Source organism: Arenivirga flava (assembly GCF_030161575.1).
GTDB classification, from domain to species: Bacteria; Actinomycetota; Actinomycetes; order Actinomycetales; family Microbacteriaceae; genus Arenivirga; species Arenivirga flava.
The window spans coordinates 295,858-311,674 of the sequence record NZ_BSUL01000001.1 but is presented as its reverse complement, the minus strand read 5'-3'; the positions used below and the strand labels follow the sequence as shown (position 1 = coordinate 311,674).

Genomic DNA, 15,817 nt, shown 5'->3' with positions numbered 1-15,817 from the left:
TCCCCGGGTCGACAGGCGCTCAGGCCTCGATGACCACCGGCACGATCATGGGTCGGCGACGGATCTTCGTGCCCACCCAGCGGCCCACCGTGCGGCGCACGACCTGGCTGTACGCGTGCGTGTCGCGGGTGCCGTTCTCGGCGGCATCCTTCAGGGCGGAAAGGATCTTCGGCTTGATGTCGTCGAAGATCGCGTCGTCCTCGGCGAAGCCGCGGGCCTGGATCTCCGGGCCCACGATGACCTTGCCGGTCTGCGCGTCGATCGCCACGAAGATCGAGATGAAGCCCTCCTCCGCGAGGATGCGGCGGTCCTTGAGGTCCGCATCCGTGATCTCGCCCACGCTCGAGCCGTCGACGTAGACGTAGCCGATGTCGAGCTGTCCGACCACCTCCGCCTTGCCGTCCCTGAGGTCGACCACGGTGCCGTCCTGGCCGAGGACGATGTTCTCCTCGGGGATGCCCGACGCCATGGCCAGCTTGGCGTTGGCGTACAGGTGGCGGTGCTCGCCGTGCACGGGGAGCACGTTCCTCGGCCGCAGGATGTTGTAGCAGTAGAGCAGCTCGCCCGCCGCCGCATGGCCGGAGACGTGCACCTTGGCGTTGCCCTTGTGCACGACGTTCGCGCCGAGCTTGGTGAGCCCGTCGATGACGCGGTAGACGGCGTTCTCGTTGCCCGGGATCAGCGAGCTCGCGAGGATGACCGTGTCGCCCCTGCCGAGCTCGATCTGGTGCTCGAGGTTCGCCATGCGGCTCAGCACCGCCATCGGCTCGCCCTGCGAACCGGTGGACATGTAGATGAGCTGCTCGTCGGGGATGTCCCCGGCCTTCTTGGCGTCGACGAGCACCCCTCGGGCACCTTGAGGTAGCCGAGGTCGGCGGCGATGCCCATGTTGCGCACCATCGAGCGCCCCAGCAGCACCACACGGCGTCCGTTCGCGACCGCGGCGTCGAGCACCTGCTGCACGCGGTGCACGTGGCTCGAGAAGCTCGCCACGATGACCCTGCGCGGGGCCTTGGCGATCACGTTCTCGAGCACGGGCCCGATCTCGCGCTCGAGCGGCGTGAAGCCGGGCACGTCGGCGTTCGTGGAGTCGGGCAGGAACAGGTCGACGCCGCGCTCGCCGAGCCGCGCGAAGGCGCGCAGGTCGGTGATGCGGTCGTCGAGCGGCAGCTGGTCCATCTTGAAGTCGCCGGTGTGCAGCACCGTGCCCGCGCTGGTGGCGATGTGCACCGCGAGCGCGTCCGGGATGGAGTGGTTGACCGCGACGAACTCGAGCTCGAACGGGCCGAGCCGCTCGACCTGCCCCTCCTTCACGTTGAGCGTGTACGGCTTGATCCGGTGCTCCTTGAGCTTCGCCTCGATGAGGGCGAGCGTGAGCGTGGAGCCGATCAGGGGGATGTCCTGCCGCAGCTTGAGGAGGTACGGCACGGCGCCGATGTGATCCTCGTGCCCGTGCGTGAGCACGATGCCGACGACGTCGCCCAGACGGTGCTTGATGGGGGTGAAGTCGGGCAGGATCAGGTCGACGCCGGGCTGATGCTCCTCGGGGAAGAGCACGCCGACGTCGACGATGAGCAGCTTGCCGTCGATCTCGTAGACGGTCATGTTCCGGCCGACCTCGCCGAGGCCGCCGATGGGGATCACCCGGAGCGTGCCGGGTTCGAGGGGACGCGGTTCGTAGACGTTGGTGGGCATCGGATCCGATCGTTCGTGCGCGTTCGACGCGCGGTCATGGGGCCGTCAGCCCCCGGTGGTGAGTCCTGTGGTGCGGCGCCCGCTCAGCGGGTGGTGCCGGCGATGCGCGGGAGCGCGCCGCCCGCGGCCGCGTTGCGGTCGGGGCGGAAGTCGGAGAGGTCGAGGCCGGGGATGTCCTTCACGAGCGCGAGGCCGTCCTCGATGAGCGCGGCCTCGGCCTCCTCGGGGCCGACCAGCGGCAGGCGCACGCGCGGGGAGCCGATGCGGTGCAGGCCGTGGAGGATGTACTTGGCCGCGACCGTGCCGGGCACGTGCGTCATCACCGCCCGCACGAGCGGCTCGAGGGCCTGGTGCGCGGCGGTGGCGGCGCGCAGGTCGCCGGCGTTCACCGCGTCGACGATGATGCGGTACGGCTTGGCGGCCACGTTCGCGGTGACGCCGATGAGGCCCGTCGCGCCGATCGAGAGGTGCGGCAGCACGTTGGTGTCGTCGCCCGAGAAGTAGAGCAGGTCCGTCTGGTTGAGCACGCGGCTGACCTCGGCGAAGTCGCCCTTCGCGTCCTTGACCGCCCGGATGTTCGGGTGCTTGGCCGCGCGGATGATCGTCTCGTACTTGATCGGGATGCCCGCACGCCCGGGGATGTCGTAGAGCACCACCGGCAGATCGGTCGCATCCGCGATCATGCGGAAGTGGGTGAGGATGCCCGCCTGGGTCGGCTTGTTGTAGTACGGGGTGACGACCATGTTCGCGTCGGCACCGGCCGCGGCGGCCTTGCGCGCGTACTCGATGGCGTGCGCGGTCTCGTTCGACCCGCCACCGGCGGTGATCTTCGCGCGCCCCGCGGAGACCTTCACGGCGACCTCGACGAGGCGGATCTTCTCCGCATCCGTCAGCGTGCTCGTCTCACCCGTGGTGCCGGTGACGACGACGCCGTCGGCGCCCTGCACGATGACGTCGTCGATGAGCCGCTCGACGCCGGCCCAGTCCACCTCGCCCTCGGCGGTGAACGGGGTCACGAGTGCGACGAGGACCTGGCCGAAGGGGTTGGCGTTGCTGGACACGCGGGCCAGCCTACCGCGCAGCGCGGGTGGCGGCGCGGCGTGGCAGCCGGACGGGTCGCGCAGGGCCCATCAGCGTCGCGGGAGCCGAACGCGGGGCGGCGCGCGCCTACGGCGCGACGCGGCCGTTCGCGGTGAAGGCCGCCGCGGTGATCGGCATGAGCCGCTCCCACTCGCGCTCCATCTGCTCGGCCACCATCTCGATCTCCCGCTGCGGGAAGCTCGGGAACGTGGTGGCCTCGTGCTTGGTGCGCAGGCTGAGGAAGTTCATGAGCGCGCGGGCGTTCATGGTCACGTACATCGACGAGTAGATGTTCAGCGGCAGCACGATGCGCGCGACCTCGCGCGCGACGCCGGCCTCGAGCATCCGCTGGTACGCCGCGAAGGCCTCCGTCGAGACCGCCCTCGTCTGCTCGGCGACGAGCGCCGACTGCTCCGGGGTGCCGGGGTGGAACTCGTACGCCCCCGGCTTGCCCTGCTGGATCAGGTTGCGGTCCTCGGCGGGCACGTAGAAGACGGGGCGCAGCTCGGTGTAGCGGCCCGACTCCTCGTTGTAGCTGGCGATGCGGTGGCGCATGAACTCACGGAACACGAAGATCGGCGCCTGCACGTAGAAGGTCATCGAGTTGTGCTCGAAGGGCGAGCCGTGACGATCGCGCATGAGGTAGTTGATGAGGCCCCGGTCGCGCTTGGCCTGCTTCTCGGCGGCCTCCGGATCGACGATGACGGCCTGGTCCTGCTCGAGGCTCTGCTCGCCGATCGTGGAGACACGGGCGGCGAACATGACGTCCGAGTCCTGCGCGCTGGAGCGCACCAGCTCGACGGTCATCTGGGAGCGGAACTCGATCTCGTGGGTCACGGCTCACGAGCTTATCCGTCATGGCGCGCGGCCCGACACGCGCCGGGTGGCGCCATGGCTCGGCGCTCGGGGCCGGTGCTCGGGGCCGGTGCTCGGGGTCGGTGCTCACCGCGCGGCCCGCGGCGAGAAACGCAGGAGTCGTGCGGGTCGTGCTGCGTTGCGCGGGGCCGTCACTGCAGCGGGATGCAGGTGCGCCTGCGTTTCTCGCGCCCGGCGCCGTGCATCCGCTCGTCTCTGTCGCACGTGAGTTCCGCCGGCGCATCCGCTCGTGGTCGGGAACGCAGGTGACTCGCGTGGCCGAGGTGGTGGGCGCTCCGAACCGTGGGGACAGGGGCGGCGAGGGTCCTGCGTTCCTCGCGTTCGCGTGCCTCGCATCCGCTGGTCGGTCTCGGATGCGGAGCCCGTCGCCGGGCCCGAGCGCTCCTCGGCGGGAGCCGCTCCTGTCAGGAGCCGCTCCTGTCACAAGCCGCTCCTGTTTGGAGCCGCTCCTGTTGGGAACGCAGGAGGAGAGCGGATGCGCGGCGGCGGGCTCGTGGGTCCCCGGGACCCGCACTGCGCGACGCCTGCATTCCTCGCAGGCGGGCCGGGTGGGGTGGGGGGCGGGCGCGCCGTCGGCCTGCGGCGGCTGAGCCGTGCCGTGGCCTAGGGTGAAGGCCTCCGAAGCACCGACGACGCGAAGCCGGCTTGAACGTGACCACTCCCTCCACGCGCCCCTCCCCCGCCGCCCAGCGCATCCTGATCTCGGGTGCCAGCGGCTTCATCGGCACGGCGCTGCGCCGGCGCCTCGAGGAGGAGGGGCACACCGTGCTGCGGCTCGTGCGGGGCACCCCGCAGGGCCCGGACGAGTTCAACTGGGCGCCGAGCGCGCGCATGCTCGACCACGGCCTCATCGACACCGTCGACGCCGTGATCAACCTCTCCGGCTCCCCGCTCGGTCAGCTGCCCTGGACGCCGGGGCGCAAGCAGCGGATGCTCGAGTCGCGCGTGCAGGCCACCCGCACGCTCGCCGAGGCGATGACGATGGCGAGCACCCCGCCGCAGACGTTCCTCTCCGCATCCGCCGTCGGCTACTACGGCGATCGTCCCGCGGAGCGCCTCGACGAAAACTCCCCGCGCGGCGAGGGATTCCTCGCGGACGTCGTCGAGGCGTGGGAGAGCGCGACCGCGATCGCGCCGGAGACGACGCGCACGGTGACGTTCCGCACGGGCCTCGTCTTCGGACCCGAGGGCGGCGCAGTCGGCCCGCTCATCCCGCTCACGAAGCTCGGTCTCGCCACCCGGTTGGGCACCGGCGGCCAGCACTGGCCCTGGATCAGCCTGCACGACGAGGTGGAGGCGATCCTGCACCTGCTGCTGCGCTCCGACCTCAGCGGACCGGTGAACCTCGTCGGTCCCACGCCCGCGACCGCGGACCGGATCACCGAGCGCCTCGCGCGCGACCTGCACCGCCCCTACCTGCTCCGGGTGCCCGAGCCGATCATCGACCTGGCCCTGCAGGATGCGCGCGAGCTGCTGCTGTCGAGTCAGAAGGTGCTGCCGAAGCGACTGCTCGAGGACGGATTCGTCTTCCGGCACGAGACCGCCGAGGCGGCGGTCGACGCGCTGGTGGCCGACGGCGTCTGAGCGCGCGGCGCCTGAATACGCGGCGCCTGAACACGCGGCGTCCGAGCGCGCGGCGTCCGAGCGCGCGGCGTCCGAGCGCGCGGCGACCGACTGCGCGGCGTCTGAACTCGCGGCGACCGACTGCGCGGCGACCGAACCCGCGGCGCCCGCCTCCTGCGCGGGCGCGGAGGCCGCGCGATCAGCCGTGCTCGATCGCGATCGCCTGGCGCACCGCGCGGCGCGCGCGACGGCGGTCGCCGGAAGCGTCGTAGGCGAGCCCCAGCCGGAACCAGGCGCGCCAGTCGCCGGGCGCCGCCTCCGCCTCGGCGGCGTAGCGCGGGAACTCCGCGTCGGCGGCCTGGCGATCGACGCGTCCGCTCGGCTGCGCCTGCGCCGGCAACTCGGGCAGCCCGCCCTCCTCCGCGAGGATGCGGCTCAGCCGCGCGCTGCGCAGGCCGAACCGCAGCTCGACCACGAGGCCCCACGCCCCGATCAGCGGCAGCACGAGCAGCGCGACGCCGAACACGGTCGCCAGCGCCTCGCCGGACGCGAGCAGTGCGACCGCGCGCCAGCCCGCGAGGGCGAGGTAGAGCGCGAGCAGCACCGACATGACGACGACGCCGGCGATCGTGCCCCGGACGGAGCGGTTCATGCTGCGCCGCGCATCAGATGCCGAGCAGGCGGTCCAGCCCGACCGTGAGGCCGGTCGCCTCGGGGGCGCGTTCGATCGCGAGGCGGATACCGGCCTCGTAGGACGACGGCGAGATGGTCTGGTGCGCGATGCGCAGCAGCTCGCCGGTGCCGCCGAGCACGACCTCCTGCTCGGCGATGACCCCGGTGAGGCGCTGGCTGTGCACCGGGATGCCACCGACGAGCTGACCGCGGGCGCGCTGGTCGCTGTGCGGCGCGGAGACCGGACCCAGCTCGGCGCGGGCCGCGGCCATGAGCTCCGCCGTGCGCACCGCGGTGCCGGACGGCGAGTCGACCTTGCCCGCGTGGTGCGCCTCGACGATCTCGGCGGAGTCGAAGAAACGTGCCGCCTGCGCGGCGAATGCGGTGGCGAGCACCGAGCCGACGGAGAAGTTCGGGATGACGATGGCGCCGCGCTCGGGCACGCCGGACAGCGTGCGCTCGAGGCTCACGAGGCGGTCGGCGGACCACCCGCTCGTGCCGACCACGACGTCGAGACCGTGGTGCAGCGCGAAGTCGACGAGCGCGGGGCTCACGTGCGGCAGCGTGAAGTCGAGGAGCAGGTCGGCGCCGAGCATGACCTCCGGGCCATCCGCCGAGCCGAGGCGGGCGGTGACCTCGACGCCCTCCATCCGCTCGATCACGGACGCTGCGAGGCGGCCCATGCGGCCTGAGGCGCCCGCGAGGGCCACGGTCGTCGTCATGGTGCCAGCCTAGCGAGCGGCGGCTCGTAATCTGATGGCATGCCGACCTACCGCGCCCTGCCCGTCGACCATCCGCTGAGCGCCCGGCTGCTCACCGAGTACTTCACCAGCCGCGAGCTCGGCTTCACGAGCGGCACCTACACGACGGTGCGCCCGGCGCGCGCGACCTTCGAGCCGCCGGCCGGGGTGTTCCTCGTCGTCCAGGACGACGAGGATGCCGTCGGTTGCGGTGGCGTGCGGCGGATCGCCCCCGGCCCCGACGGCGCCGTGCGCTACGAGGTCAAGCACCTCTGGCTGCAGGAGCGCACGCGCGGTCGCGGTCTGGGCAAGGCGCTGCTGCTGGAGCTCGAGCGCCGCGCCGCCGAGCTCGGCGCCGAGGAGATGGTGCTCGACACGAACGCCTCGCTCGCGGCGGCCGCGGGGCTCTACGCGGGGGCCGGGTACGTGGGCGTGGAGCCGTACAACGACAACCCGAACGCAAACCGATGGTTCCGTAAGGTCATCGACCGGAGCCCTATAGGCCGCGCTAGCTCGTGATCCCGGCGAGGGCTGTCGGATCGTCAAACCCCCGGTCAGCAGGTGCGACGATTCTCGATTTCCGGGAGCACCCCGAGCGCTTTCGGCAGCACTACCGTTGAGCCAAGATCAGGGTATGAGCATCACGAGTAAAGATTTCAACGGCATCAGCCCCTTCACCGTCCATGTCCACTACATCGAGCCGCTGAACGGCAATTCCGGGCAGACCCGAGTGACTATCGAGCCTGGCAACTCGCACATCTGGGGCGGCCCCGAGGAAGACGCGCCATTCGATCCCACGCCCGTCCACCTCAATCTTGTAGGCGAGCACGAGCACACGGATGTTGCGGACGCCCTGCGCTGGGCAGCGGATCAGCTAGAGCGCGCACCGCACCGTGCCCACTGAGCCATCCCCGGTTGAGCCTGCCGACCAGGGCATTGGGGCCATCGTCACTGGTGTGAATCTGGCCCACTACGCCGAAGAGATATGGATGCGGGCGGCTCAGCGCCGGGAGGAGCATCCCGGCGAGGAGTACCAAGCTCTGCGCTATTGGCTGACCATGGTCTACGCGGCCTTGGCGACGTGGCACGAGCTACGCGAGGAGTACCCCTCCACGGCCCTCTCAGAGGCGTGGGAGCACCCGAACCGCGATCCCCTGCGGCTGCTGCGAAACAAGACGATCCACGGCGGCAAGGTGCTTGTGCCTCCTGAGGTGCTGGCCTACTACGCCCTGCCGGATGGAATCGAGTGGGCGCACGCGGTCTACAGCGAGCTTGCTGCACTTGTCGCTGAGCACTACTTGGGGTGGAGCCCCGAGAAGATCAGGGAGAGCCAGTTAGGCCCGCAGGAGCCCTGGACCGGCCTTTAGGGTTGAGGGGACTCCTCGTCGGTCGAAGAATGCATCGAGTTCGATGCTCGACGCAGTTCCTCTGCCTCCTCTCTGGAGGCCTCGCTCACTCGGATATGAACGGGCCACGAGAAGCCACGCGTCAGTGACGGGAGCGCCCTGGGACCGCTACGCCCGAGCCAAGTCACAAACCAGAGAGCAAGGGACAGCGCCAGAATGCTCGCAACGACTTGAAGAGCAGCAATCAGCGGCTGTTCGGCCAGTAGGTCGAGAGCGGCACCGATCCACTTCGGAAGTTCGTCCCGGGCGCTTCGCCCGTAGCTGACCAAATCTTGAAGAGGAGCCAAGCTCACCAGCACGGCGACAGCCGTCGCGACCACCGCTAGCCACCATGAGCGCCTAGTGGCTTTCGCCGCCGACCTGGTGCTATGCGCGGCGGAGGAGAGGTTGAGAGCAGATTCGATAGTGCGCCGCGTTTCTTCCGCCCTGAACTCCCGCAGCAGATGACTGGCGGACTCCCTCGCTTCACCAGTCCTGGCCTCGCCTTGCCGCAGTTCCGAAAAGAGCCGGATGGCCTGGCGGTACTTGATGCGCAGGCCACGTTCCCCTGCACGCATCGACGCCAGGGAACGCTCCAACGCGAGCAGTCGCCGATGCTGGAGGAGGGCGTATTCGGCCAGCAAGACTGTTCGCAGTTCAGTCACTCCCCACGGGCTCGGGCCGTCTAGCTGTACTTCCTTGGGAGGTTGTGAACGTTGGGGGCGTTAGCGAAGGCCTCCGGGACGATGTGAGTTACGACACACATCACCATCCACGGAGGCCTTCGTGACCCACGCTAAGGGACTGCCCCGAGTTTGGTTGACAGTCGGGGGTTGTAGCAGTCAGGCCGCGTGTGCGGTCTCGTAGATCATCTCAAACTCGACCGGGGTGAGTTTCCCGAGGCCGCGTTGGCGGCGGCGCCGGTTGTACTTCGTCTCGATCCAGGACACCATCGCCAGGCGCAAGTCCTGCCGGGTTTCCCACCGGCGCGTGTTGAGGACGTTCTTCTGCAGCAGCGCGAAGAAGCTCTCCATGCTCGCGTTGTCGCCAGCGCCGTAGGAGCGGCCCATCGACCCGACGAGCCCGTGACGTTGCAGGAGCTCTTGGGTCTTCTTGGCACGAAATTGGCCGCCTCGGTCGGAGTGGCAGATCGTGCCGACCGGGGAGCGCAACGCGATTGCGTTGCGCAGGGCTGCGCGGACGAGTTCGCCGCGCATGCGGTCGCCGATGGAGTAGCCGACGATCTTGTTCGACCAGAGGTCCTTGATCGCGCAGATGTAGACCTTGCCCTCCCGGGTCGGGTGCTCGGAGATGTCCCACAACCAGATCGTGTTCGGCCCGGCCGCGACGAACGGGTGCCGGACGACGCCGTGCTCGTCGACGATCGCGAGGAGATCGTCGTGCGGGGCGGGCCCGGCGCTGCCGGGCTTGCTGCGCTTGGGGTGGTGTGAGGCCTGGATGCCCGCGATACGACACAGTCGCGCCACCCGGTTCTCGCCCACGACCAGGTCGTGCTCACTGGCGAGCTCGTCGGTCAGGAACCGGTACCCGAGCGTCGCGTCCTTGTCGTGCTCGACGCGCAGCGCGTCGATGACATGCGCGTCGTCCCAGTCCCGCTGGGACACCGGCTCCGCCAACCACTGGTAATACCCCTGCCTCGAGAGGCCGAGGACCCGCAACGCCACCGCGACCGGCACCCGCACGCGGGCGCCGGGCTCGGCCATCTCTCGAACGAGCGGGAAGACTATTTTCCCGGCAGGTTCGCCTGCGACAGATACGCCGCCGCCCGCCGCAGCACCTCGTTCTCCTGCTCGAGCAAACGGATCCGCTTCCTCGCTTCACGCAGTTCGGCACGGTCGGCGTCGCTCGCACCGGCACGAACGCCGTCTTCGATGTCGGCGCGCTTGATCCAGTTCGTCAACGAGCCTTCGGAGATCCCGAAGTCCTTCGCGATCTGGACCAGCGGCGCTTGCCCGCGTCGGGCGACGGCCACGACATCGTCACGGAACTCTTTCGGATACGGCTTCGGCACAGGGAACATCCTTCCATCAGAGACCCACGGGCCTCAGAACTCAGATGTCAACCAAAGTCGGGGCAGTCCCGCGCAGGCCGCTGAGGTGTGTAACCCGGTTCAGCACAAGTGGGACGTGCACGAGTCCGACGTCATCACCGCGGTCATCGGAACGATCACGGTTTCGCAGAACATTTGCGTCGACGGCTCCACCACCACATCATCCACCGGCTCGATGACGTGGAGCGCATCTCCCCTCGGGACGACTGCTGGCTACCGCTTCGACAACGCTCAGACCAACAAGGTCGCGGAGTCCACCGGGCGATCAACCTTCCGTAGCGACGCGCTGATCAAGCTTTGCGTGGCCACCGCGGGACCCGTTTGCGGCTTCGACCAGGAGTTCGAGATCAACCACATCGCCTACTCGAAGAACTTCGTCGGGCCGCAGATCACACCGACCGCACAGTGCACGAACGACCAGTGTGCGCTCCGCTTCACTAAGATTCAGTGATATGAGCTCCACTCCGTCCCACCGTAACCGGGCACGGCGAATCCTGCCGATGCTGATGCTCGTTGCCGGGCTGGTTGGCTCCTTGGTCGGGGCTCTTGCCGGGCAACCGAACTCGTGGCTGTGGTTCGGGGCGGGCGCGATCGCGGCGCTCCTCTGCTTCCTCCTAGTTAATGTCCGTCGTCGACGGGGACCCGCAAAAGCGAAGAACTACGGCAGCAGCAACTAGACGACCTACTCGCTGGCTAGGGCCTCGGATGGCGAATCTTCGCCGTTCGAGGCCCTGGTGCTCTTCACTTGGATCATGGGTTTTGAGAGCGGCGTTTCGAGAAATGAAAGAGGCCCCGGTGCCCTCCAACTTGAGGAGAGAGAGCAGGCACCGGGGCCTCGGTGTGCGGTCGCTGCCAGGAATATAGCTAGCGCACGTGCCGCGGAGGAGGAGAGGGGCATGCCGAGCCCTGGGCCTCCGCGGGGCTTACTGGGGAGCGAACGTCCGCCTGAAGAGTGCTCGGCGGGTCTCCCGTGGAAGATGAAGCGTGGTCCCGTTTGCCATGGTCACGTGCACGTCCTCGGGTTCGTCGGCCCGCTCGATTCGCAAGTTCCAACCGTGCAAATGCACCTGTCGGGCCTCGCTAAGCATCTTCATCGGCATTGGTCGTCTCCTTTTCTGGAAATGCCGCCCTGCGGATGGCTTCCTGCACCGCGGGCGGGAAATCGAAGCGACGACCGCCTACCCCGTACACCTCGACGCCCTCGACACCCGGCGTTGTGCTCACCACGATCCCCTGCCAGACGACGGTGGCCATCAGGACGCCTCCTGTCCGGTGGGAGGCAGGGTGCCGTGCTTCATCAGGTGGGCGAACGCAGCCAAGCCGATGTTGCGCTCCCGCTCCTTCTCAGCCGCCATTGCGGCCTTGGCGTTCTCCAGGGATTCGTTGTCGCGAGCCGTCTGTGCTTCGGCGTACGCCTCCGCTGCGAGGGATGCAGCCGCCTCGGTCTCCCGGATGAGTTCTGCCAACACCCGAAGGGGCATCACTGCGTAGGACTCCGCGGCGGGTCGGCCCCTGCGGTGCCAGATGTTGGCGTGATAGCGCTTGCCATCCCGCTCAGCGGCGATGCCCGCACGGTCCAGCGCACCGCTCATGTCCCGGGATTCATTCGAAGAGAGGTTCGTCGTCAGGTGCCAGATATCGAGGCCCTGGATGTCCGACCGGTCCTCATCCTCGGGGTCGGAGAACCGCTCCCCGAGGCGGGACTTTGGGAGGGCGCGAGCGGTGATGTCCCCACCATCCGGGGCCGTGACCCCCTCTGCACGGAGGAGGAGGACGATCAGCTCGCGGAAATCGAACGCAGCGCGTGCAGGTGTGATGGGCATTAGCTGGCCTCCGTGCGCAGCGTGCGGCTGGTAGGAGCGGAGGGGCCGAAGCGGCGTCGCACAGCCGCCAGTGCCTCCGCCACCTCAGCCTCGGTCGGGTGCTTGTGTGCTTCGATTCGCGCCTTTTCTCGGGCGTCTGCCCAATCCGCGCTGCCGACACGCCAGGGCAGTACATCCTCCGGCCACGGACCGGTCCCGATGGTGCTCGACTGGGCTCCCTTGTCGAGTTCTCGGATGATCCAAGAATCGCCATTACGGTCCCGGCTGGCAGCGATGATGTCGGCGGTCAGGGTCAGTTCGTTGCCTCGCTGGAATACTTCCGAGCCGGACGCCAGCGTGGTCCCCAGGTTCACGGTGATGGCGCGCTTGAAGTGAATGCGGAGGCCCGCGTACTTGCTAGCCGCGGGGGTGGTGGTGTCGGTCATTTCTCGATCCCGTTCTGTCGATTCTCGAATTGCTGCTGCTCGGCCTTAGCCGCTACGGCATCGAGCGCGGCTGCATCGTCGTGGAGTCCGTGGTCCCGGAGGCGTGCAGCGATGAGCCGCCCCGTCTCCGGGTTCACTCGGGTGGCGGCACCCACGCTGAGTGCCAGGAAGTGGGCCGTACGCAGGTCCGTGGCCACGCTGAGGTCATCGACGCCCAGTCGATCTAGGAGCGTCTGGATGAGGGCGTTGGAGGCCGCGGCAGCCCGGATGACGTGCCCGCTGTTGCCGCTGGTCAGCGCCTGCCGCCTGACGGCTTCTAGGTCTCCAAGCGACCGCACGAGACGATCGATGAGCGAGAGCCCCTCCCCGGCCTCATTCCCGCTGAAGCCGACGAGTGCGGTGTCAAGGTGGCCCCTGAAATGACGGCTGACGGAAGAGGGCGGGAGCGAGTACGTGGAGGCGACGGCTGCCTGCGTTTCCCCTGCTACTAGGGCCGCATCGACGGCTACACGCTCCGGGTGCGTGCAGACGATGCAGGACCGTGCCATATCCCTCTCCAGTCGCTAAACCTGTGGCGGAGCGATTGCCCCTTCTCTTGTAATATCGACCGCGACGAGCCCGAATGTTCCGCAAGGTCGCACCTAGCGAATACCGTGACCATTCTGTGACCTAACTCGTTTCTCGAAATAGCTCTACTGGTTAGCACGCGAGTAGCTGACGAGCGATTCATGTGTTTGCCAATTCTTCCGCCATCGCCAGCCATGCAGCCTCACGAGCCTTCGCCAGATGGTCCTCAATCGCGAAGGGCTGTGAGCTTGTGATGGTGGGGGCTACTTCAGCTTTAGTTTCTTCGTGAGTGAGCACGTGATCGACTGCGCTGTGTGCTTCAACTTCATCTTCGTGAGTGAGTAGATGATCTACTGCTGTGTTGGATAGCTCCCTGGCGGGCTCAGGGCTGTGCTCCCTCTCTCCTCCTGGGAAGGAGGACTCCAGTGCAGGGGCATTCCGCGTACTCCCGTGCAGGGGTGGGCCTTGCGTACTCCGTTGCAGGGCTCCGGGCTCGGGGGAGAGCAGATGATCAAAGCGCACCTGGCGCTGCCTGGCGGCGGCAATGGCCTTGCGCCGAGCCGCCCGAAGGTTGCTGACCTGTCGAATCGAGCACCCCAGCCTCTCCGCCTGCTCGGGGATCGAGAGGCCTTCGAGCGGGTCCAGCGCGCTCCAGTGCATGGTGGTCGAGCGTGGGGCGCGCCCGCCACGGCTGCACATTTCGAGAAATGCCCTGGGATCGCTGGTGCTCACGATGTAGCGGGCAACATCCGCGATGATGTCGTGGAGCCTGTCGAACGCAATACCGCTCTTGCGGCCCGTAGAGCCGTCCTGGGCGTCGAGGACGTATCGACCACCCTCCGTGAACGCCAGGGCCGTCAGATGAGCTTCCACGGCCTCTCGGGTCAGAGCGCGGTCGGCCCTGTACTCCGCCAGGTCGAACCGGCGACCCTCGGTCGCGAGCCACTGGTTGACATCTGACGAGTAGTCCCAGCCGCGCTCCCGCTCGCTCTTCGAGTAGAAACGGGGGGCCGGGAAGGGCTGGCGTGGTCGGGGTGCGGTGGCCCGACGAGATGGAGATTTCATACATCGTCCGTACGTTGTGACCCTGCGTCCCCGCAGCCCTCCGCGTCTGTGCGGAAACCCGTACTCGGGCTAGCCTTTCGGGTCACCATACACGAGTACAGAAAAGGGGAAGGCCCCCGGTTTGGAGAAGCCTTGGATAGGGGCTTCAGCGGGGGCCTTCGATCCGGACGATGGATCAACCTGTGCACCGCCCTTCCCCTGGGTCTCCGTGGGTCGCCCAGTGAATTATTCTCTGGTGGACTTGCGGTGGTTCAGGGCGGTGCTGGATAAATAGTCGCACACTGCGGCGAGCGCCGCAACCGGCCTTCATTTCTCGAAATCGCGGCGCTCGCCTTGGTACTCAAATTCTTCTTTTGCCCTGTGGACAACTCCTGTGAGTAACAAGATTTCGGAGTGCCTAACTGCCCTACTTGTCTGCTCACGATGACGCTGGAGGGCGAGGGGGCCGGGGTCCGTTGGCAGTGCTCCGAGTGCGGGATAGTGCGCCTGTCCTAGGCGTCGTCCGCGGGGTTGAGGTCGGTGACCACGAGATGACGCACCCGCAGCCGCTCGGGGGCCGTACGCGGCTGCACGGTGACCCCCAGGTACTCCCGTGCCAGTTTCCGCCTCTCGTCGCCCTCCAGGGCCTTCCAGCGCCTCCCTACGGCCTCTCGGAGGCGTAGGGCGCTCTGTGCATGCGGCTCACCCGGGAAGATCACGTCCACCGTGAGCCCGTCCAGCAGCCGACGGTTCACACTGGTAGTGATGGCGCGGGTCCTCTGGGCTGTCAGAGACTCTGCCTCCGCCTTCAGCGCTCGGAGGTCGGCAGCGGCGTCCGCCTCGGGGAGGAGGTCCGCAGCGACCAGCCGCGAAATCTTCTTCCGGGACTGCTCGATACGGGCAAGCTCAGCATCCAGTGCCGCTACCTCTCCCGAATCTTCTTGCGACTCTGGGCCAAGGATGATGGCGTCCACCATGGCGGCATCAATTCGAGATTCGAGCACGGTCCGGAGGATGGTCTGGTGTCCAGTGGAGCCGGGGTGGTTCGCGGCATAGGAGCACTTGTACCGGTCCCCCGAGGCCGTCATGGCGGCTGAGCACGTCGAGCACCGGGCGATGCCCGAATACAGCCCGCGGGCCTTCGGACCGACCCGCACGCCTGCCGAGAGGAGGTCCTGCACCTTGTCGAAGTCGGATTCGGTCACGAGCCCGCCCCGGTGCCGCTGTGAACGCGTCACGCCCTTCACTGCCTGCCCGCTCCACGGGATGCCCCGGGCCGTGGTGAGTCCGTCCGCGTTCAACTTGGCCGCTATCTCGTAGGGTCCGCTGCCCGCCAGAGCGAGCGCGAACATGCGCCGGATGACTGGTGCATCATCGAAGCCGGTACGGCCCTTGTAGGTCCCCAGCGCCTTGGCCTGTGCCGCCTGCGCTTTCTGACGGGTGCTCTTCCGCTCCACCTCCGCGCGGGCAATCGTCGCCTTCATCCGGGCAAACATGCGCCCGTTGTCGGTGCCAAGATCGGTGATTTCTGAGGGGGAGTAGATGCGGAGCCCCCGGGCCTCGCCCATCTCAATCCAATGCTCCAGTTGCGCGGGCTGACGGCTGAACCTGTCTAGGTCCCAGCACACCACCGCATCGAACTTTCCCCGCTCGTAGTCGTGCGTCATTGCGTCGAAGGCGGGGCGGGTCACGTTGCGGTTGTAGGCGCTCACGCCGTTGTCCACGTACGGTTCCCCTACTAGCTCCAGCCCCTCGCGCTCGATCACCCTCAGGCACTCTTCACGCTGCCGTTCTACGGCTAGTCCGGTGCGCCCATCATCTTTCGAAATGCGCAGGTATAGGGCGGCACGGAGCTTCGGGACGGTCACTTACGTAT

Annotated in this window: 16 protein-coding genes and 1 pseudogene; 5 read left to right on the top strand and 12 right to left on the bottom strand. The window is 67.9% G+C overall.

Annotated features, from left to right (window positions below):
• Window positions 1–19: 19 nt before the first annotated feature.
• The 3 genes and pseudogenes from QQK26_RS01560 to thyX all read right to left on the bottom strand — a co-directional run bounded on the left by QQK26_RS01560 (window position 20) and on the right by thyX (window position 3,582).
• Window positions 20–1,695 (bottom strand): annotated as a pseudogene (locus QQK26_RS01560) (ribonuclease J).
• 83 nt (window positions 1,696–1,778) lie between these two features.
• Complete coding sequence (dapA, locus tag QQK26_RS01555; protein ID WP_284229341.1) at window positions 1,779–2,756, bottom strand: 4-hydroxy-tetrahydrodipicolinate synthase; 978 nt, start codon at window positions 2,754–2,756, stop codon at window positions 1,779–1,781.
• A 106-nt stretch (window positions 2,757–2,862) separates the two neighbouring features.
• The gene (gene thyX / locus QQK26_RS01550) at window positions 2,863–3,582 is read right to left on the bottom strand and encodes an FAD-dependent thymidylate synthase (RefSeq protein ID WP_284234395.1); all 720 of its coding nucleotides are present in this window, start codon (window positions 3,580–3,582) and stop codon (window positions 2,863–2,865) included.
• Window positions 3,583–4,302: 720 nt separating this feature from the next.
• Here thyX and QQK26_RS01545 point away from each other — a divergent pair.
• The gene (locus QQK26_RS01545; RefSeq protein ID WP_284229339.1) at window positions 4,303–5,235 is read left to right on the top strand and encodes a TIGR01777 family oxidoreductase; all 933 of its coding nucleotides are present in this window, start codon (window positions 4,303–4,305) and stop codon (window positions 5,233–5,235) included.
• 178 nt (window positions 5,236–5,413) lie between these two features.
• Here QQK26_RS01545 and QQK26_RS01540 read toward each other — a convergent pair whose 3' ends face one another.
• Window positions 5,414–5,866 carry a hypothetical protein gene (locus QQK26_RS01540; protein WP_284229337.1) on the bottom strand — a complete coding sequence of 151 codons (453 nt, stop codon included), beginning with the start codon at window positions 5,864–5,866 and terminating at the stop codon, window positions 5,414–5,416.
• A gap of 13 nt (window positions 5,867–5,879) precedes the next feature.
• Window positions 5,880–6,608 (bottom strand): 4-hydroxy-tetrahydrodipicolinate reductase, encoded by a 729-nt coding sequence (gene dapB / locus QQK26_RS01535; RefSeq protein ID WP_284229335.1) that lies wholly within the window; start codon window positions 6,606–6,608, stop codon window positions 5,880–5,882.
• Window positions 6,609–6,647: 39 nt separating this feature from the next.
• On the opposite strand from dapB, the gene QQK26_RS01530 reads away from it, so the two are divergent.
• The 3 genes from QQK26_RS01530 to QQK26_RS01520 all read left to right on the top strand — a co-directional run bounded on the left by QQK26_RS01530 (window position 6,648) and on the right by QQK26_RS01520 (window position 7,993).
• Window positions 6,648–7,145 (top strand): GNAT family N-acetyltransferase, encoded by a 498-nt coding sequence (locus tag QQK26_RS01530; RefSeq protein WP_284229333.1) that lies wholly within the window; start codon window positions 6,648–6,650, stop codon window positions 7,143–7,145.
• A gap of 115 nt (window positions 7,146–7,260) precedes the next feature.
• The gene (locus QQK26_RS01525) at window positions 7,261–7,530 is read left to right on the top strand and encodes a hypothetical protein (RefSeq protein WP_284229331.1); all 270 of its coding nucleotides are present in this window, start codon (window positions 7,261–7,263) and stop codon (window positions 7,528–7,530) included.
• Entirely contained in the window at window positions 7,520–7,993 is a 474-nt protein-coding gene (locus QQK26_RS01520) for a hypothetical protein (RefSeq protein WP_284229329.1), read from the top strand. Before QQK26_RS01525 ends, QQK26_RS01520 begins: the two co-directional genes overlap by 11 nt.
• Before the next feature lie 860 nt (window positions 7,994–8,853).
• Here the strand turns inward: QQK26_RS01520 and QQK26_RS01515 are convergent.
• Window positions 8,854–10,043, bottom strand: a protein-coding gene (locus QQK26_RS01515) for an IS3 family transposase (RefSeq protein WP_284229327.1) whose coding sequence is annotated in 2 segments (ribosomal slippage) — window positions 8,854–9,762 and window positions 9,765–10,043 — 1,188 coding nt in all. Because the reading frame shifts where the segments join, the coding sequence is not laid out codon by codon here.
• A 115-nt stretch (window positions 10,044–10,158) separates the two neighbouring features.
• Between QQK26_RS01515 and QQK26_RS01510 the strand changes: the two genes are divergently transcribed.
• On the top strand, window positions 10,159–10,533 hold the full coding sequence (locus tag QQK26_RS01510; RefSeq protein WP_284229324.1) for a hypothetical protein: 375 nt from the start codon (window positions 10,159–10,161) through the stop codon (window positions 10,531–10,533).
• 629 nt (window positions 10,534–11,162) lie between these two features.
• Here QQK26_RS01510 and QQK26_RS01505 read toward each other — a convergent pair.
• The 6 genes from QQK26_RS01505 to QQK26_RS01480 form a co-directional block, all read right to left on the bottom strand.
• Window positions 11,163–11,336, bottom strand: a complete 174-nt coding sequence (locus QQK26_RS01505) for a hypothetical protein (protein ID WP_284229322.1) — start codon at window positions 11,334–11,336, stop codon at window positions 11,163–11,165.
• The gene (locus QQK26_RS01500) at window positions 11,336–11,905 is read right to left on the bottom strand and encodes a hypothetical protein (protein WP_284229320.1); all 570 of its coding nucleotides are present in this window, start codon (window positions 11,903–11,905) and stop codon (window positions 11,336–11,338) included. The genes QQK26_RS01505 and QQK26_RS01500 overlap by 1 nt, the downstream gene beginning before the upstream one ends.
• Window positions 11,905–12,330, bottom strand: a complete 426-nt coding sequence (locus QQK26_RS01495) for a hypothetical protein (protein WP_284229318.1) — start codon at window positions 12,328–12,330, stop codon at window positions 11,905–11,907. The genes QQK26_RS01500 and QQK26_RS01495 overlap by 1 nt, the downstream gene beginning before the upstream one ends.
• Complete coding sequence (locus QQK26_RS01490; RefSeq protein ID WP_284229312.1) at window positions 12,327–12,878, bottom strand: hypothetical protein; 552 nt, start codon at window positions 12,876–12,878, stop codon at window positions 12,327–12,329. The genes QQK26_RS01495 and QQK26_RS01490 overlap by 4 nt, the downstream gene beginning before the upstream one ends.
• A 178-nt stretch (window positions 12,879–13,056) precedes the next feature.
• Entirely contained in the window at window positions 13,057–13,962 is a 906-nt protein-coding gene (locus QQK26_RS01485; RefSeq protein ID WP_284229310.1) for a hypothetical protein, read from the bottom strand.
• A 491-nt stretch (window positions 13,963–14,453) separates the two neighbouring features.
• Window positions 14,454–15,809 (bottom strand): recombinase family protein, encoded by a 1,356-nt coding sequence (locus QQK26_RS01480; protein ID WP_284229308.1) that lies wholly within the window; start codon window positions 15,807–15,809, stop codon window positions 14,454–14,456.
• Between the last annotated feature and the right edge of the window lie 8 nt (window positions 15,810–15,817).